Annotated in this window: 32 protein-coding genes; 4 read left to right on the top strand and 28 right to left on the bottom strand. The window is 50.0% G+C overall.

Going from position 1 to position 21782, the window contains the following annotated elements; genetic code table 11:
- Positions 1-66: 66 nt before the first annotated feature.
- The 18 genes from HCK03_RS11770 to HCK03_RS11685 all read right to left on the bottom strand — a co-directional run bounded on the left by HCK03_RS11770 (position 67) and on the right by HCK03_RS11685 (position 12637).
- Positions 67-465 (bottom strand): zinc ribbon domain-containing protein, encoded by a 399-nt coding sequence (locus tag HCK03_RS11770; RefSeq protein WP_167691618.1) that lies wholly within the window; start codon positions 463-465, stop codon positions 67-69.
- Between the two features lie 47 nt (positions 466-512).
- On the bottom strand, positions 513-842 hold the full coding sequence (locus tag HCK03_RS11765; RefSeq protein WP_167691617.1) for a hypothetical protein: 330 nt from the start codon (positions 840-842) through the stop codon (positions 513-515).
- 67 nt (positions 843-909) lie between these two features.
- Positions 910-1077, bottom strand: coding sequence for a hypothetical protein (locus tag HCK03_RS11760; protein WP_228283777.1), 168 nt, complete (start codon positions 1075-1077; stop codon positions 910-912).
- 167 nt (positions 1078-1244) lie between these two features.
- Entirely contained in the window at positions 1245-1727 is a 483-nt protein-coding gene (locus tag HCK03_RS11755; protein ID WP_167691616.1) for a hypothetical protein, read from the bottom strand.
- A 55-nt stretch (positions 1728-1782) separates the two neighbouring features.
- The gene (locus tag HCK03_RS11750; RefSeq protein ID WP_167691615.1) at positions 1783-2955 is read right to left on the bottom strand and encodes a phage tail tube protein; all 1173 of its coding nucleotides are present in this window, start codon (positions 2953-2955) and stop codon (positions 1783-1785) included.
- Positions 2956-2979: 24 nt separating this feature from the next.
- Positions 2980-3372: a phage tail terminator-like protein gene (locus HCK03_RS11745; protein WP_132509910.1), complete on the bottom strand. Its 393-nt coding sequence runs from the start codon at positions 3370-3372 to the stop codon at positions 2980-2982.
- A complete protein-coding gene (locus HCK03_RS11740; protein WP_132509908.1) occupies positions 3369-3920 on the bottom strand; it encodes a hypothetical protein in 552 nt (183 codons plus the stop codon). Before HCK03_RS11740 ends, HCK03_RS11745 begins: the two co-directional genes overlap by 4 nt.
- A 1-nt stretch (position 3921) precedes the next feature.
- On the bottom strand, positions 3922-4305 hold the full coding sequence (locus HCK03_RS11735) for a glutamate 5-kinase (RefSeq protein ID WP_076946756.1): 384 nt from the start codon (positions 4303-4305) through the stop codon (positions 3922-3924).
- The gene (locus HCK03_RS11730) at positions 4292-4525 is read right to left on the bottom strand and encodes a hypothetical protein (protein ID WP_076946755.1); all 234 of its coding nucleotides are present in this window, start codon (positions 4523-4525) and stop codon (positions 4292-4294) included. The genes HCK03_RS11735 and HCK03_RS11730 overlap by 14 nt, the downstream gene beginning before the upstream one ends.
- A gap of 1 nt (position 4526) precedes the next feature.
- Entirely contained in the window at positions 4527-4937 is a 411-nt protein-coding gene (locus HCK03_RS11725; RefSeq protein ID WP_135184462.1) for a protein singed, read from the bottom strand.
- A 3-nt stretch (positions 4938-4940) separates the two neighbouring features.
- A complete protein-coding gene (locus tag HCK03_RS26345) occupies positions 4941-5261 on the bottom strand; it encodes a hypothetical protein (RefSeq protein WP_228283776.1) in 321 nt (106 codons plus the stop codon).
- Between the two features lie 42 nt (positions 5262-5303).
- On the bottom strand, positions 5304-6440 hold the full coding sequence (locus HCK03_RS11715) for a P22 phage major capsid protein family protein (protein WP_167691614.1): 1137 nt from the start codon (positions 6438-6440) through the stop codon (positions 5304-5306).
- Positions 6441-6527: 87 nt separating this feature from the next.
- Positions 6528-7292, bottom strand: coding sequence for a DUF6651 domain-containing protein (locus HCK03_RS11710; protein WP_167691613.1), 765 nt, complete (start codon positions 7290-7292; stop codon positions 6528-6530).
- 118 nt (positions 7293-7410) lie between these two features.
- Entirely contained in the window at positions 7411-7650 is a 240-nt protein-coding gene (locus HCK03_RS11705; RefSeq protein WP_154145323.1) for a hypothetical protein, read from the bottom strand.
- A gap of 175 nt (positions 7651-7825) precedes the next feature.
- Complete coding sequence (locus HCK03_RS11700; protein ID WP_167691612.1) at positions 7826-8938, bottom strand: phage minor head protein; 1113 nt, start codon at positions 8936-8938, stop codon at positions 7826-7828.
- 1 nt (position 8939) lies between these two features.
- The gene (locus HCK03_RS11695) at positions 8940-10346 is read right to left on the bottom strand and encodes a DUF4055 domain-containing protein (protein WP_167691611.1); all 1407 of its coding nucleotides are present in this window, start codon (positions 10344-10346) and stop codon (positions 8940-8942) included.
- A gap of 4 nt (positions 10347-10350) precedes the next feature.
- Positions 10351-11655 (bottom strand): terminase large subunit domain-containing protein, encoded by a 1305-nt coding sequence (locus HCK03_RS11690; RefSeq protein ID WP_167691610.1) that lies wholly within the window; start codon positions 11653-11655, stop codon positions 10351-10353.
- A complete protein-coding gene (locus HCK03_RS11685; RefSeq protein ID WP_167691609.1) occupies positions 11633-12637 on the bottom strand; it encodes a terminase small subunit in 1005 nt (334 codons plus the stop codon). Before HCK03_RS11685 ends, HCK03_RS11690 begins: the two co-directional genes overlap by 23 nt.
- A gap of 124 nt (positions 12638-12761) precedes the next feature.
- Here HCK03_RS11685 and HCK03_RS11680 point away from each other — a divergent pair, with 124 nt between their 5' ends.
- Complete coding sequence (locus HCK03_RS11680; protein WP_167691608.1) at positions 12762-12935, top strand: YodC family protein; 174 nt, start codon at positions 12762-12764, stop codon at positions 12933-12935.
- Positions 12936-13365: 430 nt separating this feature from the next.
- On the opposite strand, the gene HCK03_RS11675 is transcribed toward HCK03_RS11680, so the two are convergent.
- Both HCK03_RS11675 and HCK03_RS11670 read right to left on the bottom strand, forming a co-directional pair.
- Positions 13366-13611 (bottom strand): DUF2560 family protein, encoded by a 246-nt coding sequence (locus HCK03_RS11675; RefSeq protein WP_167691607.1) that lies wholly within the window; start codon positions 13609-13611, stop codon positions 13366-13368.
- A gap of 140 nt (positions 13612-13751) precedes the next feature.
- Positions 13752-14273, bottom strand: a complete 522-nt coding sequence (locus HCK03_RS11670; protein ID WP_115192532.1) for an anti-virulence regulator CigR family protein — start codon at positions 14271-14273, stop codon at positions 13752-13754.
- A gap of 633 nt (positions 14274-14906) precedes the next feature.
- Between HCK03_RS11670 and HCK03_RS26610 the strand changes: the two genes are divergently transcribed.
- Positions 14907-15110 carry a YnfU family zinc-binding protein gene (locus HCK03_RS26610; protein WP_404680224.1) on the top strand — a complete coding sequence of 68 codons (204 nt, stop codon included), beginning with the start codon at positions 14907-14909 and terminating at the stop codon, positions 15108-15110.
- A gap of 150 nt (positions 15111-15260) precedes the next feature.
- On the opposite strand, the gene HCK03_RS11665 is transcribed toward HCK03_RS26610, so the two are convergent.
- The 4 genes from HCK03_RS11665 to HCK03_RS11650 form a co-directional block, all read right to left on the bottom strand.
- Positions 15261-15485 carry a hypothetical protein gene (locus HCK03_RS11665; protein WP_167691606.1) on the bottom strand — a complete coding sequence of 75 codons (225 nt, stop codon included), beginning with the start codon at positions 15483-15485 and terminating at the stop codon, positions 15261-15263.
- Between the two features lie 654 nt (positions 15486-16139).
- The gene (locus tag HCK03_RS11660) at positions 16140-16490 is read right to left on the bottom strand and encodes a hypothetical protein (protein ID WP_076946742.1); all 351 of its coding nucleotides are present in this window, start codon (positions 16488-16490) and stop codon (positions 16140-16142) included.
- On the bottom strand, positions 16487-17026 hold the full coding sequence (locus tag HCK03_RS11655; RefSeq protein ID WP_115192530.1) for a lysozyme: 540 nt from the start codon (positions 17024-17026) through the stop codon (positions 16487-16489). Before HCK03_RS11655 ends, HCK03_RS11660 begins: the two co-directional genes overlap by 4 nt.
- Position 17027: 1 nt before the next feature.
- Positions 17028-17276, bottom strand: a complete 249-nt coding sequence (locus HCK03_RS11650) for a phage holin (protein WP_076946740.1) — start codon at positions 17274-17276, stop codon at positions 17028-17030.
- A 562-nt stretch (positions 17277-17838) separates the two neighbouring features.
- On the opposite strand from HCK03_RS11650, the gene HCK03_RS11645 reads away from it, so the two are divergent.
- Positions 17839-19014 (top strand): nucleoid-associated protein, encoded by a 1176-nt coding sequence (locus tag HCK03_RS11645; protein ID WP_115192529.1) that lies wholly within the window; start codon positions 17839-17841, stop codon positions 19012-19014.
- 2 nt (positions 19015-19016) lie between these two features.
- Positions 19017-20240: a hypothetical protein gene (locus HCK03_RS11640; RefSeq protein ID WP_167691605.1), complete on the top strand. Its 1224-nt coding sequence runs from the start codon at positions 19017-19019 to the stop codon at positions 20238-20240.
- Here HCK03_RS11640 and HCK03_RS11635 read toward each other — a convergent pair.
- The 4 genes from HCK03_RS11635 to HCK03_RS11625 all read right to left on the bottom strand — a co-directional run bounded on the left by HCK03_RS11635 (position 20211) and on the right by HCK03_RS11625 (position 21750).
- Entirely contained in the window at positions 20211-20567 is a 357-nt protein-coding gene (locus HCK03_RS11635) for an antiterminator Q family protein (protein ID WP_115192527.1), read from the bottom strand. The genes HCK03_RS11640 and HCK03_RS11635 overlap by 30 nt on opposite strands.
- 81 nt (positions 20568-20648) lie before the next feature.
- Positions 20649-20945, bottom strand: coding sequence for a DUF1364 domain-containing protein (locus HCK03_RS11630; protein ID WP_115192526.1), 297 nt, complete (start codon positions 20943-20945; stop codon positions 20649-20651).
- 2 nt (positions 20946-20947) lie between these two features.
- Positions 20948-21148 carry a hypothetical protein gene (locus HCK03_RS26330; protein WP_115192525.1) on the bottom strand — a complete coding sequence of 67 codons (201 nt, stop codon included), beginning with the start codon at positions 21146-21148 and terminating at the stop codon, positions 20948-20950.
- A 5-nt stretch (positions 21149-21153) separates the two neighbouring features.
- Positions 21154-21750 (bottom strand): DUF1367 family protein, encoded by a 597-nt coding sequence (locus HCK03_RS11625; protein ID WP_132509890.1) that lies wholly within the window; start codon positions 21748-21750, stop codon positions 21154-21156.
- Positions 21751-21782 lie beyond the last annotated feature (32 nt).

The following is a 21782-nucleotide window of genomic DNA, read 5'->3' as shown; positions in this document are numbered from 1 at the left end:
TTCTCCGGGCAATAAAAAACCCCGCCGAAGCGAGGTTTGAGCTTTTGAAACTGTTAGGCTTTTAATTCATTGACGGTAAAACATTATTGCGCCGATAATCGCCGCAAAGACCGTCAGCACAATCCCTGCTATCAACTTTATATTGACGTCAGCCAGCCTATCACTGGCCTCAGTATCGTCAGCGCAAACTATTGTCTTCGAAGGGGTAACGTCGCTCCCGCAATGCTTGCACTTAATCGCTTCAGGCTTGATAATTTCTGCGCAGAACGGACATTTCACCAAGCCTTCATCTAACTGGGATTTCTCAAACGCTCTTATATCCTTCTTTATTACTAGTGAATGAATCAGAGCAACTATGAAAAGTAACGCTCCGTATACCCACCAAACAAAGAACGACCTCCCTTTACTACTAGCTATAGCTGCCGGAATGCACCCGATGATTGCGCAAATGATCAGTATTTCCACATCCCTACTCCCATCAGCAAATAGCCACCCGGAGGTGGCGACCGAAATTAACCTGAAACACTGTTATCTGAGCATTTGACAGCTTTAATAGATTCAAGTTGCTGAAGGCGGGCTTGAGCCTTTTTACGCGCTTCACTTTTAGCCATGCCATTACCAATACCGAAATCCCCCAAGGCTCCAAGTACCGTACGACCGTCAAATTGCCCCGTAGTCTCGATCTCACTCTGGATACTGTGAGTTTTGGCAATTTCCTGCTTAATCGCGGTGCAATCTAATGCAGCTGATTCCTCCCCTGTTACTGCCGGAGCCTGCGGATATTGCTTTGTGGCACAACCACCCAGAAGAACAACAAAAGCTACCATTACTATTTTTTTCATTATTTGTTTCCTTTAGATTGCAATCGGAAACATCCTAACACACGAACTATGCCGGGCAATGCTACGACTATTTGATTTTGCTCTGCCGCTTCTGCTCTACAGCCCAGACATCTCGCCAGGCATCGTCCAGCGCCATTATCGCAGCATCGAACTCTGTACGGTCAATCAGGACAGCGCGCGAAGCCAGGTAGCGCTCAATATCGCCCAACGAAAGCGGCAGCGGCACGCCAGCCATGCCGACGTATTGCCGCGATCGGGATATGATGGCGTAGGCGTTAAGAACTTCTGCTGTTACACCGTCGATCTCAGGTTCGGGGATGGCAGGTAAGCCAAGTTTTTCGCGTTTCCACTTAGCCTTATCTCCCCTTTCCCCAGCAAACTCACTTAACCATTTCTGCGCCTCTAAGGCTTTCCCACGGTCTCCTGAGTTTGCTGCTCTTTACCCTGAGCAATGTTTGCGGCCTCAGCCAGTATCAGCCAGTATAGCGCCGGGTGCTGTTTCAGCATGACGGCCCCGAGTTCCGGTGTATAGTCGATCGCAACCTCCACACCATCCACCAGCTCGCCGACGCCTTCCCACCCTTTCAGCAAATAGCGGGCACAGTTATCGATTAGCAGATCATCAACTGAATCGATGTCGCTGACGGACGCGAGATCAAAATTCTTGGTACCGACCTGATAACCGGCGTCCATTTTATCGATATGACGGCGAACGAGTGCGTTACGTGATCGATATTGAGGATTCTCGCTACTGGCCACCAGCAGGCGGAGTTTAAACAACGACTCTTCCTCAGGGGTGTATTTCCTTTTGCTGTCCTCAGGCTTTTTGTATGGAAAAAACCAGCGCTCACCGTTGAGGTCAATTTTCGGGGTAATGATCAGCATAAAAACTCCATGAAAAAGCCCGAACCGCGATACTCAGCGGAACGGGTCAGGGAAATTAAGGGGCCGTGACGGTAATTACTGAGGTTGCGGTAAAGGTCCGTGCTTTGCCGGTTATAGTCGCGGTACCGGCAGCATTACGCGTAACTTGCGCTGTTTTCTGGCCGGTTGAAACCACGCTGGCAATCGCCGGATCCGAAGAGCTCCATACAACGGTGTCACTGGAGTCCGCCGGGGTTAAAGTGGCGGTAAGGTTCACAGTGGAGCCAATAGCACCGGAGGACGTCGCCGGCGCTACGCTAATGGCCGTTGCCGGTACGGTAGGAAAGCGGGTGATCGTCGGCGGCGTATTGGCTGCCGTGATATCGAGCTGAACCTGAACGATATCGGTATTGCCAGCGTCCGGCCAGTCGCCGGATATCTGAACCTCAGGAAAATCGAAGGTATATTTTCCTTCAGCATTTTCCAGGGTGAAGCTGAACGGCACCGTTTCGCCGGTGAAGGTTTTTTTATAGACCTCCCAGGCTGCTTTTGACCACGAAAGAGTAACCTGCCCGGAGGGCGTAAAAGTCGTTTGTATGTTGGCGCCGGCGAACGCCGAACCAGTGCCGACGCAGCGCTGCACCTGCATGTTGTTGTTGAACTGGATATTGAAGGTATCGACGCAGAAGCCGGTACCGCCATCAACACCATTCAGCCTAATATTTGTGACCTCCTTGAATGAATATCGCAGCGCGCCGGCGGTATCCACTGGCGTGGTGAAATAGCTGGTGTCATCCCCTTTCGTTTCCCAGTCCAGACCGGCAAACGTGATGGTCGAGGTAATGTCCCCGTCGCCCGGGATTTCCATCTGGAAAGTACCGACCTGGCAGCCGCGGGCAATCTGAGCGATCCCCACGTCGCCGGCATAGGTAGCCACTGAAAAAGTGATTCGCCCGTTGCCCATAGTCAGCACGTTGTTTATCCATTCAGCGCCGAAGCAGCTGGCAAGGAAATCATCGTGCTGATTCCAGCGAAACCTCGTGCCGACATCGCCGCCGACATCTACCGTACCGCGGGACACGCCCTGCGCCATGCGGTCGCCGCCGATTTCGTCGTTATCATTGGTGTTCTGCGTTGGTTTCACACCAAACGAGGTGCGACGTAGCAGACTCCATGAGCCCGCAGTAGGCGTGATGCCGGGGGTTGTCTCGCGAATTACCGCGGATACTACTTTTGCACCTGAGCTCACAGGAGCCTCCTGTTTTTTTGTGCGCTACAGAGCGCGATAAGGGATTTGAAGATTTAGCTGTGACCAGCCATCGGTTTCACCGGCGGGCACAGCTGAGACGGCGAAATAACTCAGCCTTCCGTCGTCCTGAAACTCGAAAAGCTCGGTTAATTTGTCCGCCGTCTGGGTAGTCAGAAGCGTGCCTGAGCCTACAGGGACGAAGAGCTGGATAATGAGTACGCCGGTCCTGTGAACGACTGGACCCGCCCCGATTTCGGTTGCACCTGCCTGCCCTGATATGTTGGTTAGACGGGCCCAGATGCTGCGACCGCTGGGGTCGAATACCGGGCCATTGGGATAATCCACCGCATCAGAGGCAATAGCGGTTTGCGCCGCCATTCGGGAAATGACAGCATTTCTAATTTCTGTGAGGGTCATTTGTAGGCCTGAATCACACCATTAAACGAGACGGCATAGACACCAGTAGGCGCCTGTGTTGAGTGACCGTTCTCCAGAGGCACGGAGTACGGGAGGTTTGACTGGATATAAATCACCGAGTAGGCCGGCGCCTGGTCAATAATGTTTTTGCCGTTGAGAAACGTCATCGTTCCTCGCGTGTCAGGTTCGGCTGGTACCGAATAATCCGGGACGCCAATACTCACGAAATGTGACGCCCTGAAGGTGCCAGCGCGGTAACCGGCGGGACGTTTAATATCCATCCCATCATTAACCTGCACTTTCTTCCTGAGCCGCCCGGTTTTCGTCAGGTTGGCAGGATCGGCATACAGGGATTCGTTCCACTCGCCCACCGCTTTGTTGTACTGGACTGCGGTGGCATTAATGGCCCACAGCTCAGGGTTCCCTACCGGCGACCGTTGCACGATTTCATTCAGCAGTTGAATGGCGATAGTTCGCTGGCGAAGCTTGATATCCTCGGCCACCAGCCCGGCAAACGTCGCCGGGTCGATACTCCAGCCCTTAGCCATATCACGCCCTCCGCAGTTGAATGGAGTACGCAGCCGCGGCGGAATCGGCAGCGGCCGTTATAACTTCATAGCGCTGTAGCGCCTTGGTAATCGGGTCCGGTGCCATGATGAAATGCCCGACTGCCGGCTTATCGTTCACCTCGTTAACCAGGGCGGTTAATTTAAGGTCACCGTGAAGAATGTTAACGCCATCGATACGGCGGAGTTTGTACCGCGCCAGAACACCGCGCCCTGAATAGGCCACCACCGTTTCGCTACCGGTTTCCGTTACCGGATCCCATGCACCGCGAACGGTGTAACTGCCGGTGAACGCCTTAACCGCATCCTGCAGGTCGGTATCGAATGCTGCGGCGACTTCTCCCTGCAACTCATCACGTATACCCATCGCATTCACCACCGCTATGACGGAATTTAACGATCACAGAACCGCGAAGCCTACGGGTATAGATTTCACCATTTCGTTTAGCCCGCAATGGATGAGGTGCAAACTCAACAACCCCCTTTACCAGGTTCGCGTAAACGACATAATTGATCGGGTTTCCATTCACAAACACATCGCGAGGGCCGAGCCCATCACCGGCATAATGCACATCAGGATTTTGCATATCACCCCCTTACCACCCGCACCTGCGACTGATTAACACCGTATGGCTTAAGCATGGCCAGAGCCAGCTGCAGATCAGAATCGAGCAATGCAGAGCTGTTGGTAGCGAGTTCTGCGAAGGTTTTGGAAACAGAAACGTCGTCAGCGTCAACGGTCTTACTCAGCAACACCCCCGAATCAGTTTTCTGCTGATACAGCCCGCCATTTGCCGCCGCCAGCGCCGCATAGGCGCCAGCCTGTTTCACATCGTCAGGAATGATGGTTTCGTGAGTTGCCTTATTGCATGGCAGTTTCAGATTGAGGCCATTCATCCAGGTATTAGCCATCAGCACAGATTTGGCTTTTTTGCTTTCATCCGTCCAGGTGGCGCCGAGAATCGAATCGACGACTTCTACGGTGATGAACGTAATCATGCATCACTCCGTTTCTTTCCAGCCGTGCGCCTTCCAGTTTTCCACTTCGTCAGGATGAACGTCTGCGGTGGTCGGCGCGCCGGGGAATGCCATGAAATTGGTAACCATCACCACCAGTTGCGGTGCCTGCGGTGCCTGCGGTGCCTGCGGTGCCTGCGGTGCCTGCGGTGCCTGCGGTGCCTGCGGTGCCTGCGGTGCCTGCGGTGCCTGCGGTGCCTGCGGTGCCTGCGGTGCCTGCGGTGCATGAGTATTGGTATCAACCAGTGCGGTTGCCAGTTTTCCTGCAGCGCGTTCTGCGCGCTGTTCTTTGGTTAATCCAGCCATAATTACCCCAGAAAAAAGAAAGGGGCCGAAGCCCCATAATTGTTAACCAAGCAGCAGAACAGAATGCTCAGTTTTCACCGCTGCAACGCCCCAGGACAGACCAACTTCGTAACGCACCTGGCGGTACTGACGGTAGAGCGCAACCTGGTAAGTGATACCGGATACCGGGTCGGTAACGTTCATTACGTCATCAGCAGTATCCCCGCCCTGCGGCATCGCCGGGGTACGAGCCGCCAGCAGGAACGCATTGCGGTCAAATGCCATATTTGCGGTGTAGGAACCACCAGCAGTAATAGCGGCATTATCGGCCAGCGCCTGACGTAAGCCCGGAGCTGCCAGGGTGATGGTCGTGGCGGTCGCGGCAGCAACCAGGTATTTGTTGCTGTCGCCGGCAAACGTCACGATGTCACCGGCGCCAAAAGCACCAGTCCCGGTATCAATCGCAATCAGGATTTCGCCTTCAGCTTTTGCACCATTCACCAGATACCCGGCAGCCTGAGATGCAGTACGTTTCTTAACATGTGCAGATTCGTGGATGTTGAAACCTTCCAGACGCCCCACGATCCCCTCACGCAGCAGCGCATCAGTCCCAGACTCGTTCACTTTGAACAGGACAGACTGTTTACCGCGGAGGTTAGCGATAGCCGATGAGCCGAGGACCATTTGCAGATCCGTAGTCGGGGAGCCGTTATCGGACAAGACCTGACGCGCATTTGCCGCATCAGACAAATCACCAGCGACCCCGAACGGAGCTGTACCAGCTGTTCCAACAGCACGGGAGGAAGCGAAGTACAGAGCTGCAAGATCCGCGTCCATCTCATTTGCCAGCGCACGGAACGCCTGCTTGAACTGATCCGCCAGGATGGTGTTGTATGAACCCGCAGGCCCCAGTGCCAGTTGTTCCTCACCATTCCATTTGACCGGAGCCATTTTGGATTTAGTGATTTTGACATCAACGGTGCCGATCGTCTGGTCGCCGTCATTCGGCGCCGTGGCTCCTGGCGTAATATCGACAGTAGTTGCCGCTGGCGCAACAGGAGCGGTTACTGTCTGGTCTTTCGCCGCCGCATCAGCTTTGGCATTGCGCGATACGGCCGGGATAAAACCGACCTGCTCGCGAGATACGGTATCCAGAGCCGTAAAGATAGTCGGGATCAACCCGGTAAGCGTGTTAGCCATGTGCATGGTTTCCTTGGAGATTAAAATTTAGGGTTGTTGAGCTATCCAGCTCTGGCACCAGCCGCCATCCGGTGACTGGCAAAAGAATTAATCGACGACGGTAATACCGTCTTTGAGGGTCGATTGCTGCTCCACCGGGCTCAGACTGGAGAACGCATCGCGTTTCATCGTTTTCTGCCCGAGTGCATGTTGAGACTGGCGAGAGCCACCACCCTGATTCCCGCTGGACTTCAGGATGTGGTCTTTCTGCGGGTACTGCTCTACCAGGAATTCCAGCGCCTCATCAAAGGCCGCCAACTCGCCCGGCTTAGAGCGGGAATAAATTTTGTTACCCGAGCCGTCATAGGCAACGACTTTGCCATCCTCAACTTTGAAGGACTGACCAAAGCGGGCCTGCAGCATGTCCGACGGGATCGCCACTTTATCGGCAATAAATTTCGAACCAGAGAACCGGCCGCCGATCATTTCTTGATAGAGTTGCGATTCCAGTTTGTCGCCGCGTTGGTTCGCCTCATCAAGCTGAGTCTGGAACGATTTGGTGATATCCGCTTTCACCTGGTCAACGGCACCGGCTTCGATCAGCTTTTTCTGGTCGATTTTAGTCATCATGTCGAGCGCTTCGAGAGCCTTAGTCGGGTCACCGATTTTGGCAAATTTAGCCAGGTTGGCTTCGGCAGCTTCTTTGGCTTCACGATGAGATTTTGCCTCACCATTCAGGGCTGAAATTTTCCCCACCGCCTGGACGGCATCAAAACCGACCTCCTGGCCGTCGTCGTGGACATAGACGGGCAGACCGTTCGCGTCAATTTCTGCATACTGCTTGCCGTTTACTTCTGCTGTCTTCAGTTTCATGTTGGTACCTTTTCATGGTCATCCGACCGTTGCACCGCTCACCATCCGGATTGCGGCAATAAAAAAAGGCCGCCCGGAGGCAGCCTGTGGTGAATTTCAGATATTAAAAAAGGCCGCCTTAACGACCTTGATAGTGATATTCGTAGTGATGCAGTTTTCCGTCTATTACTATCTTTTCGAGCGTATATACCAGGATACCCTGTTCGAGATCATAGGCATCAAAACCATTGTCAAACATTGGGGATGCATCAGAAACAGGCTGAGGGAATTGAACTCGTTCGAATGGTACACCGTAGTCATCGGTGTGAGCGGGCACGGACTCACCATCTCTTGGCCCGCCCCTTAAAAAAATCTTCATGCTTAATAGCCCCCTGAATGAGACAGAATAAGTGTGGCGGCCGGTGCTGCCACGGCAAACGATAAAACGTTCGGCAGGGATTCACCGAAGTGAATCTGGTTTCCGGCTTGCCCGTTTCTCACGGGACGCTTTGGCGCGCAGGTCAGCATCCTACATTCACCACGAATTTACCCTATCACATTCTGCCATCTTTAAACGCTTGTGTGTCACGGTTACGTAGCTGGTCAAGCGTCAACCATTCGCCTTTGTCGCTGTAAAACTCATCAGGAGTCATGCCGCCATCACGAATCAGCCTGGCGCGCGTCACGCCAACAATCTGGGACTGCCGCGTGAATGATTGTCGCGAGAACCAGCCCTGATAATCGGTATCCGCAGGCACCTGACCATCCATGCTAGCGCGGGAGCTATCTGATATTTGACCTACGGCAATACCGAGCTCGTCCGCCGATTTGAGGATGTACGTTTCGACGCTGCGACAGCAAAAGTGAATTTTCCCCGGCCCCTGCAGGTAGGGGATTTTGTGGCCGATGGGTTTACCATCCAGGGTGTATTTGAGGCGGTCACGAATCCGGCAATCTTTTGATGTCCGGTTATCCAAAGTGGATAGCCACTGCTTGCCCTTCAGAATGTCGTCGTTCGCCGTCGCAAAACTCTGGCGCGCAGTTGCCGCCAGATGCCCTACAGCTGTTTTGGCAATACTGCCGGCGTTTGACCGGCTCATTTGCAGCGCGCCGTCCTGGTAGCCACGGTTAGCATGGCCGCGAACCTTACGCGCAATCTGCTCCGTTGTATCGCCCAGCAGGAAGCCCTGCCTGACGGTATTGGTGATGCGTGTCATACGGTCGGCTTCAAGGCTGCTGGCCCACTCGCTTAGTAACCGCCCCTGAAACGGTCGGGCCATTGCCGCGGCATAAACGGCGTCCGGGGAAATGCCCACCAGCGGATGAAGCGCCAGCACATCATCAGGGATCGCAAACTGGAAGAGACTTAACTGAAATCCTGCCTCATGATGCGCCAACTCCTGCAGCTCACCGGCAAGGCTTTCACTCATCGACTGAACCACATCACGATTTAGCGCCCTGACGCTGACCAGAAGAGATTCCAGCCTCGACACCGTGAAACTTTCCGCATCGAGGGTCTCCATTGCCACCAGCAGCCTGGCCGTCAGCTCTGCATCGCTGTCATTCAGGATTTTTATCATTCTGTTCGCGACGCCGGTGCTGTACTGACTCACCCAAATCGCGTGAGCCAGGCTTTCGTCACTGAGTTTTTCATTCGCCGTTGCCATCTCAACCACCTGGATTATTCAGGCCGCCGGCCAGCGTCACCTGCTGGTTCCTCAGTTCGTCGATCACTTCTTCCGGTTTCGCGTCCGGGTCGATGAATTTCAGCGCCTGAAGCACGCGAACCGCATCAATCTGGCGAATATCTCCACCCTGCCGAAGTGACTGAACCGCCGTCGCGGCCGCAGAGTCGAATGTCTGTGCCGAAACATCCAGCTCGGTACGCACATCAACATTACCGCCCTCTTTTTCGTCCAGCCATTCCGCCATGATCTGCAGGATGTTATCGAGCGCGTCTTCCAGTGAGCTTGCCATCGTATAAAGAGGTGAATTCTCCTGCATGTGCTCTTCATGCGTCTGGTCATCAGATTTGGTTGAGGTGTTTTCGGCGCGCAGCAACTTGGCACCGGCCTGACGCATCTGGTTTTCCAGGTCTTCCAGTGAGGTTTTCCCGGCGCTAATGGCCGCGCCGGTATGCTCAACATACTCAAGGCCCTGCCGCTCGCGATCGTCGAAACGGGTCGCAGTAGAAGATCCGATGGTTAACGCTTCTCCGTCAGCCAAACCGTAAGCCACCAGCAGCGGAACACGCGCGACATGCAGGATGTTGTCTTGCTCGCTCTGGCTCTGCCAGTGCTTGATGTTCAGCAATGCCAGGTTTAGCAGCGGTGGAGAGCCGCGCATAAATCCTGTTCGTTTCGTGTAGAGCGTCACCAGGGGAATATCATCACGGCTGGTTTCCCACTCGTCGTGAAGTTGCCACTGACTTTCGCCGTTATCCCCCTTGTTACGGCGATAAATTTCGACTTTGCGGGGCATGATATGGCGAATTTGCTCCACCTTTGTCTGCCCGTAATCTTCGCCATCGACAACGATCACCTCTTTAATACGCAAGTCGGTCAGAACCACCTTCCCTTTGACCACTTTCGACTTCCAGCCGATAACCTGGCGGGGATTGAGCATCGTGGCATACGGGCGGGATCCTGCGGCTTTTTCGTCGGCTTTGGTTTTTACCGTCTCCGGGTCAACTTTCGGGAAATCCACCAGCGCATGCGCCAGACCGTATTGAAATCCGATGCTGAAAAATTGCTGCGCCCAGACATCGAGCCGGTTCCCTTCCATATCAATATCGGGTGCCAGCTCCTGTATGTGTTCAGGCGTGTCCTCACTCAACACTGTCGGCTCAGCAAACACCCTCCCGATATTCTGTTTGATGGCTTCCTCATATGCCGGAAGTAACGTTGCTGTTGCTAAACGCTCTTTGTGGCTGTCGGGGTCCTCGTTAGGCCACTTGGGGAGATACGTCGCACCCTGGCGACGCATTTCGAGCGTGCCGCCCATCAACGCATCGTTGATATCCCACGCCTCTATCATGTCGTTGTAATCGAGATTGGGTGTTGAAATATCTGGCATGGTTTTACATCCGAAGTGGTGTTGATTTGCCTGTCGGTTTAATGATCGGGAACTGTTTCACGATAAAGTAGCCGCCGGCATCGTTGGGGTGATCGTTATCGGCTTTTTTATCTGGCTCGCCGTTTTCACCCCATACCTGCTGCTCAAGCGATTCCGTATAGACCGGACACCGCTTCACATTTACTTTGTAGCGACGCTCGCCGTTGCCGTTACAGAACATGGCATTCATCGAATTGATACGGTCTTTTACCGGCGGGTTTGAATTGTTCACGATCACGTTGAAACCAGCCTGCTTAAGCTGGGCAATGTCCGTAGTGCTGGCATGAGCTGATTTTCGGGAATCGCCAGAGGCGTCTGGGTAAATGTAGATTTCCCGCACCTTTAGGTAGTCATGGCCGTCATACAGCCAGAACCGCTCTTTGATGATGCGAATGATGTCCGGGGTGTCGTAAGCCTTGATGATTTCCGTTACGGCACAGGGAAGCCCGAGGCGGAGAACGTGAACAATCCCGGCCATTTTCCCCACGTTGAAATCCATACCGATATAAAGCGGCTCACCCGGCTGCTCTTCTTCTTTGCAGTTATTCAGCTTGCGGTCGAACTGGTGGTAAATCGTCCCGCTGGTCAGGTTGGTAAACTGGCCGCGCAGGTACGCTTTAATCAACTCAGGCGGATAACTCGCCAGAAGAGAAGGAATATAGTCATCTGGCAGTTTTTTTTCGTTATCGAATGTTGAAGCCTGCACCAGTCCATACAGAGTTGCGAGCTCCGGGTCTTCGCGGATCGCTTTGACGAACTGTTGATAGACGAACTTAAATCCTTCAGGCGTCGTGGTGACATCTATCCCGTTCCGTAATCCGGCTATGTTATAGCGCATACGGGCAATGATTTTCCGCCAGGCTAACTCTGCCTTTTTGGCGGGCATCACGTCCAGTTCATCAATCAGCGCATTACCGATTTTAAAACCAACGATGGTGTGCGGCTTCTCCATTGAGCGGCAGATTGTCGTTCCGCGATACTGACGCCCAGCGTAGAAATGAACCTCTTTATTACCTTCGTTGATTTTGACATTCAGGCCCCAGTCAAAGGCCACCTCTTCAACCGTGGGATAAAATATGTCGCGGATCTGGGGATACGTTGGTGCAAAATAGCCCTGGTTGATTTTAGGGTGCTCCCACATCCCCCTACATATGGAACTGCATCCCACCCAGGTTTTCCCGCTACCGAACCCACTGACAAATGCTCTGAATTTTTTCTGCATCGCGAGAAAGCGGGCCTGAGGGATGTTAAGCGTCGGTGCTATAGCCATCCTCTTCCCTCACTCTTGCATCCACGACGTTGATATTGATCGCTACCGGCGTTGGTTCGTCATCTTCCGGATCAGCTGCGAGCTCTTTCCGTAATTTTTCGACCTCCAGCTGCCGGCGCTCGATTTCAATCTGTTGCAGACGCTGAGCAAATTCACTGTCAGCCAGGCCGAGGCGTTTCATAACCGCTTCGTACATGCGCTCGCGGCTGATGGCGGTTATCTCTACGCCATTTTTCCCGAGCTTCACGCCGGAATAGGCAAGCGCGGCATCCGGCGCCAGTTTGCGCGTATCAGCGAAGAATGGCTGGCCGATGCCGTCACCATTGCAACGAGGGCATTCAGGATTAGGCGCGCTGGTGTGGTCATAGCCGTAACCGCCAACGTCGAGAGGCTCGCGTCTTTTGCGCTCAAGCGCTTCGAGTCGCTTCTCTTCATACTCGACTGCATCGCGCCATTGATACTGGTGACCGAAGCCCCAGCAGTAACGACAACTTCCGCGGCGATATTGTGAAAGCTGATTGGCATCGAAGGTGGCAAGCTGCCACATCTGTTCGAGCACTTCATCGGCGCTGCCGAGCGTGCGCACAATGGACGCTTTCTGCTGCTGCGCAATGGCCTGCGCAACTGAAGTTTTCTGAAGCAGCTGATAACCGATTTGTTCTGCGGTCTTTTTACTGTACCCGGCGCGAATGGCTGCCTGTGTGGCGTTGCCATCCTTCAGGTATTCCGCGACAAATAGGCGCTGCTGAGCAGTAAGATCGTCATCGTACACCAGCTCTTCTGCGCACTTTTCCTTTTGCGCAGTGCGCAATTTCTTCCGCGCAGGTTTTTGCGCAGTTTGCGCAGAAGGCTTTTTGATATATCGACGGGCGGTAGCGTAGTTCAGTCCCTGCGCTTCACACCAATCCTTCGGTGATACGCCGGTTACGGCATGATCGGACAGGAACCGTTGCTGAAGCTCGCCCCAGTCCGGTTTTGCCATAAATATCCCTAGCCTTTATGAAGTTGTCAGTACATATTGGTTATGCAAATCAATGGGGTACTAGTGACAGCGAAACACTAATTTGTAAGTTATGATCATGCATTATTTTGATATGGAGGACTAAATGTCTGAAAAATTGGAAGATGGCACTGTTGTCCAACTAAAGTCTGGTGGACCACTGATGACCGTAAGCTACTTTGATGATGAAAGAGGTCAATATTATTGCGAATGGTTCGTTAAAGATGAACGGAAATCAGGTTTTTTCAGCGGAACCTCTCTCGCCAAGTCTGATTACTGAGAATCAGTAATCTTAATGCTACATTATCGAAGCCACTCTTCGGAATGGCTTCTGTAATGCCAATAAAAAAGGCCGCATCCGCGACCTTGGTCTTTGTATATTTTTCAAACCTTACTGGCTCAGTCATGTATAGAACCAGCCCAACACACCAACAACAATTGCAATGATGATAAACGTGATTGCTGTTTTCCTCATTAACACACCGAAAAATGCAAATGACATCCCGGCACACAGAACTATCAAAACTGGCCACATGCTGAGTAAAAGCAATAAGTAAGCCTCGATGTTGCTGTGAATAATCATATTTACCCCAAAAATCCGAAAATCTAACCTTCCATAGCTCTTACACTTCATCACATGAGAATATGTAACTGCCCCTATTGTAATCGGACATTATCACAGGCATTCACTGAGTGCCTGCTGTAATGCCTCAACTGGACTGATCGGCAGCGGTATCAAACAGCGCCAGCGCTTCAGTCGCTTCCTGAATCGCTTTGATGGTCTTAGCTACCACTTCCGATTCGGTTACAACCCGGTTGTACTGTTGGATGAAAATCTGATACTTCAACTGACTGTCCTGTACGAATGCAATCGCCTTAGCAGCGGCTGCTGTGTCGTAGTTCAGGACGGAAAGCAGATTAAGGCGAATTTGTTCTTCTGCGGTGATTTCTGCCATTTCTTACCTCGTGCGATGTGGGGAGCATTACCGAAGTCACTATTCGTAGTACCTTCTGTAATACCATTAAAAAAGCCACCCGGAGGTGGCCTTTGTGATGACATTAAATAGCCCGGCAGGGCGCGTTTATCATAGATATTTTAGTCAAAAACACCGTTGATTACTGAAGTAACGATAGCCGTACTTAATGCGACTAATACCAAATCATCACCAACTGCTCGCCATTCATAACCAGGATAATATGGCAGGTCGTTGATCATCGATGCTGGAAGCGTTTTCTTTGCAATCCCTGGAGGTAACGGCTTGCCACGCACTAAGTTCTTAGCAATCCCCGGCGGCAAAGCCTGATAACCAACCAACCCGTAGTTCACCGCCAAAGAACGTGCTCGAGAGAAGCTGATGTCTGAGTCTACATGGTCTGGCTTACCGTAATTTTTACGATTTCCATGTTCATCACCTGACTTACCGTTCCCCTGAGCTTTGTCCCCGTGGTCTCCGCTATTCCCGTGGTTGCCACTATTGCCATGATTGCCACCGCCGCCGCTGTTACCATGCCCACCTCCGCCATTACCATTACCTGGGTTTGCGTAAACAGGAGCAGCAAGCACAGCAAGTGAAATAACCGCCGCCAGTGCAGTTTTGAGAGTGCGACGTTTAGACATGATAATTGTTCCTTTAGGTTAACTTGACGCCTTAAACATAAGACAAAGCAATACCCTTAACAATCTCATGTTTTCTTATTTTTGGAATGGCTCCTGTATGGCCAATAAAAAAGCCGCATCAGCGACCTTGGTCTTTGTTTATTTATTCGAAACCTTACTGGCTCAGTCACGTATAGAACCAGCCCAATACACCAATAGCCATTGCAAGCACTATGAAAATAATTGAAGTTTTACGCATTAACACACCGTAAAAAGCTAAAGACATTGCGATACACAAAGTTATCAACACTGGCCACATGCTGAGTAGAAGTAAGAAATATGCCTCGATATCACTGTGAATAGTCATTTTTTTGCGAAAATCCGTAAATTTGACCTTCCATGGTCCTAAACTTCATCGCATGAGATCATGTGACGGCCCCTGATGTTGTTTGGACATTATCACAGTCACTCAGTGAAAACCGTTAAAAATCCGTTGGATGGTTTACTTACAATTGAGCTGGTGCAGCGTTTCGGTAATAGCTTTTTCCTAACGAAATTAGCTTTAGTCATTTGTTGCCATATCCCTCGCACAAAAAGCAAGTAACCACAGGGCTAGGGAGGTTATAAAGTGAGCTATCCCCTGTCCTATAGTGTATGGTTAGCAATCACTCACTAAGGACAAACGCCATGTCGACGCTCAAAGACAAGATACGTACACTCAGACCTTTAAAAAGCACCTGCCCTCACTGTTCTCGCCAGTCAACATACACCCTATCGAGAATAAAAAATGATGTAACGTTAATCTGTCCCTACTGCGGAAACATTTTCCTTCCCTCTGAAAGTAAACCTATTAAGTAACTGATTAACTGTTCTCCTGAAGCTTGATCGGCACTTAGGCTTCAGTCCAGGTAAACGAAACTACTGTCCACTTTCAAGATTTAAACCGGTACCCTCTGTACGATGTGGAGAACATTATCGAGCCAACTCGCAAGGTGGCTCTGTAATGCCCTACTCGGCCGGGGTGATATCTATGAAATACTCTTTACCCTGCTCAAACTGTTCTACCGCTGCGGGGTTAGAGATGACCATCTGCAGTTGACCGCTAGGGGTATACTTCGACCAGGTTTCGTTCTCCGCACTGCCGGTCGTTACCGCCATCATATTAACGACAGCAGTAGAGTTGTCTGGCGATTTGTTGATGCTGTTACATTGAAATTTTGCACGTACAGTCATTGGAATTCCTCGGTTAGTAAAAAGCCCCGCTATTGCGAGGCGATTTCTTGTAGCGGCTCTTATCTCAGCGCAGCCCCTTACTGCGTGCTGGATACTCGGTTGAGTGGGCCAGCGTAGAGATATATGGACTGACTGCTAGCAAGGCCGGCCTCTCCGGTAGTCGACAGAGCCATATCGACAGGAGAATGAAGAGAATGAGCATCGTCACCTCGGAAACTGCGTGCGGGAGACCGCCGCAACATCTCAAATAAACATTGACACACATCACATTAATGCAATACGTAGTAGGAATTATCGTAAGCCACCTAGGAGTAATCCAATGACTGACATAATCACGCTGGGAATCTCAGTAGTGTTTTTGGTTCTTGCTGTATACTTCCTCGTTGCTCATGTGCGTGGCAGACGCCGAGAGCATTCAACCTTTCGTAAGGATTTTCGTAAGAATAAATGGCGGTAGGAAGCGGTGACGATTGGTGAGCCGCTTTGACATGGCTCTGTAATCCCTACTTCAGACACTGCTTGCGGATGTAGTCCTGCTACTGGCTTATCGCCCGATAGTAGGCTTGCCAGCGATATTTATCTAACCGGAGTTGCCGAAGACACTGGGCTGTTTCGATATCAGATTGCAGGTCTTCGTCGCTGTCTTTGCCGGCGTCACTTCCCTTGCAAGGAGGGTTCATCAAATCCGGAGATGGCGTTGGCAGCGTCGATGGCACGCTGGCGCAGCTGCACAGCATCATCGTCAAACCTGCACACAGTACGATTCGGAGACTGGACATATTTCACCACGTCGCGGGTTATGGTTCGGTAGATGACCTTGCCCTCTTCTGAGGCGGAAGCGGCCTTTTGCTCTACCGGCTGAATAGCTTTTTCGGCCTTCTCTTTCTTCTTCGCTGCCTGAGCGTTGATATGGTCAGCATGAGAGCTCCAGCCGGCTCGCCATGAGAAAACACAGCAAAGCAGCAAAATTACTACTGCGCTGAAAATGGCGGTTAAGCGGCTCATTGATCCAATCCCCAGCACGTCAACGCGCTTTCCTGGTCTCGCCGTTCGACCTGGCCATAACAGCCGGTGGCCTGCCCTTTTGTCAGGCGGCAGTCGCGGCCACCGTCTTTAATCCACCAGCGAATAGCCTCGCATGCACCTTTTCGGTCGCCGGCGTTAATGCGCTGATAGAACGTTGAGGGGAAACATTTTCCGGGACCAATGTTGTACGGACAGAAGCTAGCGATACCGACTTTCTGCGGCGGGGTCAACGGAACTTTGATGTTCTGGTCGACCCACGTCAGTGCCTTGTTGCGCTCGATGGCGTTTACTTGTCCGCATTTGGCCTGGGTTAACTTCATGCCTTTCGTCACGGGTTTACCGTCAATGCGGGTTGCCCCCCGACAAATCGTCCAGAAGCCGGAACCATCACGGTATGACGTCAGGCTGTTACCCTCTTTCTCGTTCAGAAACTGATCCATCAGTACTGGAGCTGAGGCGCCAGCGGCAATCAGCGCCAGCATGGCCGCGCTGAGTTTTGTCTTCAGGTTAGCCATCTTAATTATCCTGTGGAGGTGGGCCGCCATAGCCACGATCGAGAGACTGCTGATACATCTTCGTCCAGCGGCGCTTGAAGTAGAGATTAGTCAGGTAGGTAGCGACGCCAATTATCACGCCGCTTGCCAGAGCAATAAAATTCCAGTCCAGCCCATGAAACCAGTCATAGGTTTTCGCCAGTCCGGTACATATCAGGCCGCCTGACGTGCAGTACGAGGCCGCCGAGAAGATTTTGTCAGGCATTTTCATAGTCTCTCACCTCCGATATACGGATGGCGCTGTGTTTTAGAAAGGGGTCAAGCTCACGGGCTGGAATAACAACAACACGCGTCGAGGATGATTCCCGTGAGCCTGAAATAGAAAAGCCCACGAGTTAACGTGGGCTTAAATTGGGGTGTGGTGCTGAGTGCCTCTCAGTAAGCCTTTGGTCAGCAACCATGGCTTGCGGTCCGAGTGAATCATAAGGATTCCATTTAAGCTGTTTCCGCCCCTCCGCATAGGGGGATTCACCACATGCTCAAATTAGCTGGGATAGTGCGAGCTCGTCAATACATTGATTTGCTGTAACTAAAGTCAGCTTTTATAGATTGCCGTACGACGCTATGACAGGGGTACTGATGCATTGCATCTCGCGAGCATCCCTGTCGTATCGCCGGAAAGCAAAATACCGCCATTTCTGACAGGATTTAGAAGATTAGGCGGTGTGTCGAAGTGACCACCCCTAACAGAGTACGATAGTTTTTGCGTACGCGTTAGGGTTTTGATAAAATTTTTAACCATATTAATTTATTCTTATAATTCGGGATATATAATGGATATTACTTGTTTAGAATGTGGCAATGTTCTTGACGACCCCACAGTAGCTTGTGATAAATGCGGAGCCACCCCCCATGTTGTAGTGCTGGACAAACAATCATATTTTCCTATTGGTGCTGTTACAGCAAATCTCGAAAAAAACGATTCAAGAGTATTTGATTATCGATTAGGCGAAGTTTGGGATCTAAAAAATGAAGTCGCATCTGAATTCATAACCAGGATAGAGAAAAAATTTAGCCGAAAAAACAAATTCCATAATTTTCTTGATTCAGATAGCACCCCCTTCTCAATCCCAATAATTCTAAAAAAATACATTAATAAAAACAATGAATTCACTGAGTTATCCAAAACCATAATCGACAAGCTCAAGTATAATGCTAATAACGAATCGAGAGTTGCCCAACTTCAGGGGGGGTGTGTTGTTTTCATCCACTACAGGTCAGCTGAGCCAGAGGATTTGGGTAGACTTCTAATTGTAATGGTTGATAAACAAAGCGCCTATGATTTTGATTCGGATAAATTGACTCCAACAAGACTAAATCCAATAAATACCGATGCTTTACGACAGGCTGCAATGTTCGATTTAACTTTATTTGAAGCTAGCTATCCAGAAAACAAAGGAGACTCATATGTCCATTTCTTGCAAGGCAAATCTAAAAGCGATTTTTTCAAAGAATCATTAGGTTGCCGACATGATTCAGACAACAAAAGAAGTATTCAACAATTATTTAGCGCTATAGATATTTTTGCTAACAAAAACTCACTTGGTCGTGTACTGCGTGATATGATTGACAACGAAGTCAAAGGCTTATTAGATAAAAAATCAAAAGATAAAAGCGGAAATAAATCCGTTAAGATTGAAGATATTTCTAAAATAATTGACCAGTGCCTTATTGATACACATGAATGCAGGGGCACATTTGTCGATTTTGTTAATATAAATGGTTTCCAGATTGACCCTCAATTTGAACCCACCCCTAAAGCTGCAGAGAGTGCACTTACAATTGAAGTGGCTGATAACGATAACAATTTTAAGTTGAAAATAATGCGTGGAGCTATTGGAGATGAAAACTCTAACAAACCTGTAATTCTCACTGACAATAAGTGCGAAGTTGTGATAAAATTAAGTCAAGCAGATTATGATGAACTCAAAAGATATAGAGACAGTTAATAATGACAATTGCTGATGACTTATCAAGACTAGCACAGGTTTTAAATGGGGCCTCAAGCAGAGTAGAGGCTTCCTATACTGTCATATGTCTTGAAGAAAGCATTATTACCGTAAATAGCCCTGAAATAATCAGACTATTACAGTCATTAGGTTATAAAAAGGCAACAGATTGCATTGAAAAGAATGAAGTTTGGCTGGATCGCCAAGCTTTATCCTGGAACGATTCTTTAATTTATGAGAATATTGAGTCCTTTTGGTCTAGAGTAAACACTCTAAGCTCACTTCCGAATAATTACATCATCGGAACACCTTTAATTTTCCCTGCCACTAAAAATGAAAGCATCGAAAAAATCCATATTTTCTTTATGTGGAAAGATATTCTTTCATTAATTTCCGATCATCACAATAACGATTGCTCTGTCTTATTTTTCACCAATGATAACAAAAGCTTTACAGTCGAACTTAAGCATTCTTTGCAATATAGTGAAATTGAGAGCCTATCTAACGCATCTCTTAAATATGAAATTATAAAGGAATTGTTCGACACAATAAAAATCAAAGACTTGCATAAAAGCGAGCGAAAACTTGTTATACGCTCGGCTATAAACGAAGTATTTAAGGCAAATAGCCTATTTAATTTCCTTGACTTACTTAACTCGACTGAGCACATTAGAAAAAAATATGACGAACTTTATGAGGTTTACACAAAGAGGTTTTCTGTAAATAAAATACTCAATGAACTCGATGAGAAAAATCTTGAGTTCACAAGTAAGATTAATGAATTTATATCATCTAACCAGACAAAAGCATTGACTATTCCCGGTGCGCTAATAGCAGCAGGTGGCTTAGTTAAGGCTAATGAAACAACCGAAGCAATATTAATTATCGTTGGGCTTTGGATGATAAAAAGAGTCAATTACATTTCCGTTGAGATATTCAATGAAACATTCGACAACTTACGTTTTCGGGTGGAGTCTGCTTTCGATAAGTATTTAAAGTTTGAAGAAAACAAAGAAATCAAAGATAGCGCAGACAGTATAAAGAGTAGCATTATAAGGCTGATCGATAAAGCTAAAAATAGGATGAGAACTGTTAAACATCTCGCATCAGCCATGTTTTATGGAGGCCTTATTTACGTTGGATATAAACAGTTCCCTGCATTTTTTGAAAAGTCGACAGTAAATCTATTCTATTTTTTATGCCATACACTGAGCAAGCATTGCTAGACAACCGTCAATGAATCCCATAGCCATTTGAAGTTCCTTGCGAATAGTTCCATCACAACATTTTCTTTTTTTCGCAATCGTTCTTAGCGAAACGCCAACAACGAAGTGAGCGATTATCAGCTCGTACTCTTCAGGTTTGTGCTTCTTCAATCGAGCAACACAACCATCAATCATGATCCCTTCGTCATCATCGCACTGTAGACGTGATTTTTTGCCATGTGGCAGTAGGCCTTTAAATCCTGCAGCGATTGGCTGCCAGTCAACGCCGTTACCGTCAGCTGCAGCCCACGCGCCCCAACGGTCTAATACTTCGTACATATCACGCATTGTTGTGTGCTCCTGTTTTATTCATGCTGTCGCTAATTTGCGTGCCCTGGGGGCTGAAGTGTTTGAGTGATGCTTCGAGTTTCATGCTTTCAGTAGCCCCTCTTTTTTCCATAAGGCCAAAGTCCTGAGCACACCTTCGGCATGCATCAGGCGCAATTCGTCGTAGGTGTAATCGGTGGTATTCTTTCTGCCGTCGATCAGGTCATGACACCCGCAGCAGGCTATTGCCGCTTGGGTATCATCAGGTTTGCACCCGGTACCACACGTTCCCGCCAGACGGTAATGCGCGAGAACACTGGTTTCCGGGTTGCCGTTGCAGTACCCGGGTATCCGCACGGTACATTCGCGGCCACGAGCCGCTTTGCGAAGGTTTGCCATAATCACCCCCACATCCGATTACGCCAGCGGGAATCCGGCCGCGGAGGGTTCTTGTCCTCAACCAGCTGCGCGCTGACGGTCCAGGTAATAAGGTCTGGGTTTAAACTGCGTTCAACCTTGATGCCCCGCTGCCGGTATTTAGCCACCAGCTCGTCTGCCTGGGCTGTTGTGCATTCGGTATGTGCGAACCATGATTTCTTCATAGTCCTCACCCCGCGAAGCTCAGTAACTGGTTTGCGGCGTTCTCGACTTCCATCTGGCTGTTGAATGAACGGGAGAGTATCCAGCGCCAGAGAACATCCAACGACGCCTTGTACAATTCATGGAATTCGGTGTCGTCCATGCTGGAGAAAGAAATGCTACGGGGATGTTTTTTTAGCGTTCCGTCTGGCAGTTGTATGGCGTCATAATGCCCTGCCTCGACAATGACCCACGTCCGATAGGCGTCAAAAGATTTACAGATGCTGATGCTGCCGGCGCGTTTCTCGGCTACGCGATCGAGGTATTGTTCTGCGGCATCAAGAAGGGCTGATTCGTTACCGCCATAGGCGGCTAGAAAACTGGCGTAGCCATACACAAGCTTGCGCTCATTGGATGAGATCGCTCCGCCGGTAGGTTCCCAGTAGTCAAAGCCGAGATTGAGTAAAGCAAAGTAGCGGCGATGAAACGCCGGGTTGCGGACGAGTTTATAGTCGGCTTCCAGGACGGCGCCGAGCCTGCATTTTGATTGCAGAAATTCGCTGGTCTCCTGCGTGGCGGGGATCAGTATGCCTTGTGACTGCTTTATTAGGTGCAAATGCGCCATCGTGATTCTCCGGTGGCGCTGCAATACTCCGA

It is taken from the genome of Klebsiella terrigena, assembly GCF_012029655.1.
Lineage (GTDB): Bacteria > Pseudomonadota > Gammaproteobacteria > Enterobacterales > Enterobacteriaceae > Klebsiella > Klebsiella terrigena.
Note: the sequence above shows the minus strand (reverse complement) of the source record. Positions and strands in the feature narration are given on the sequence as shown.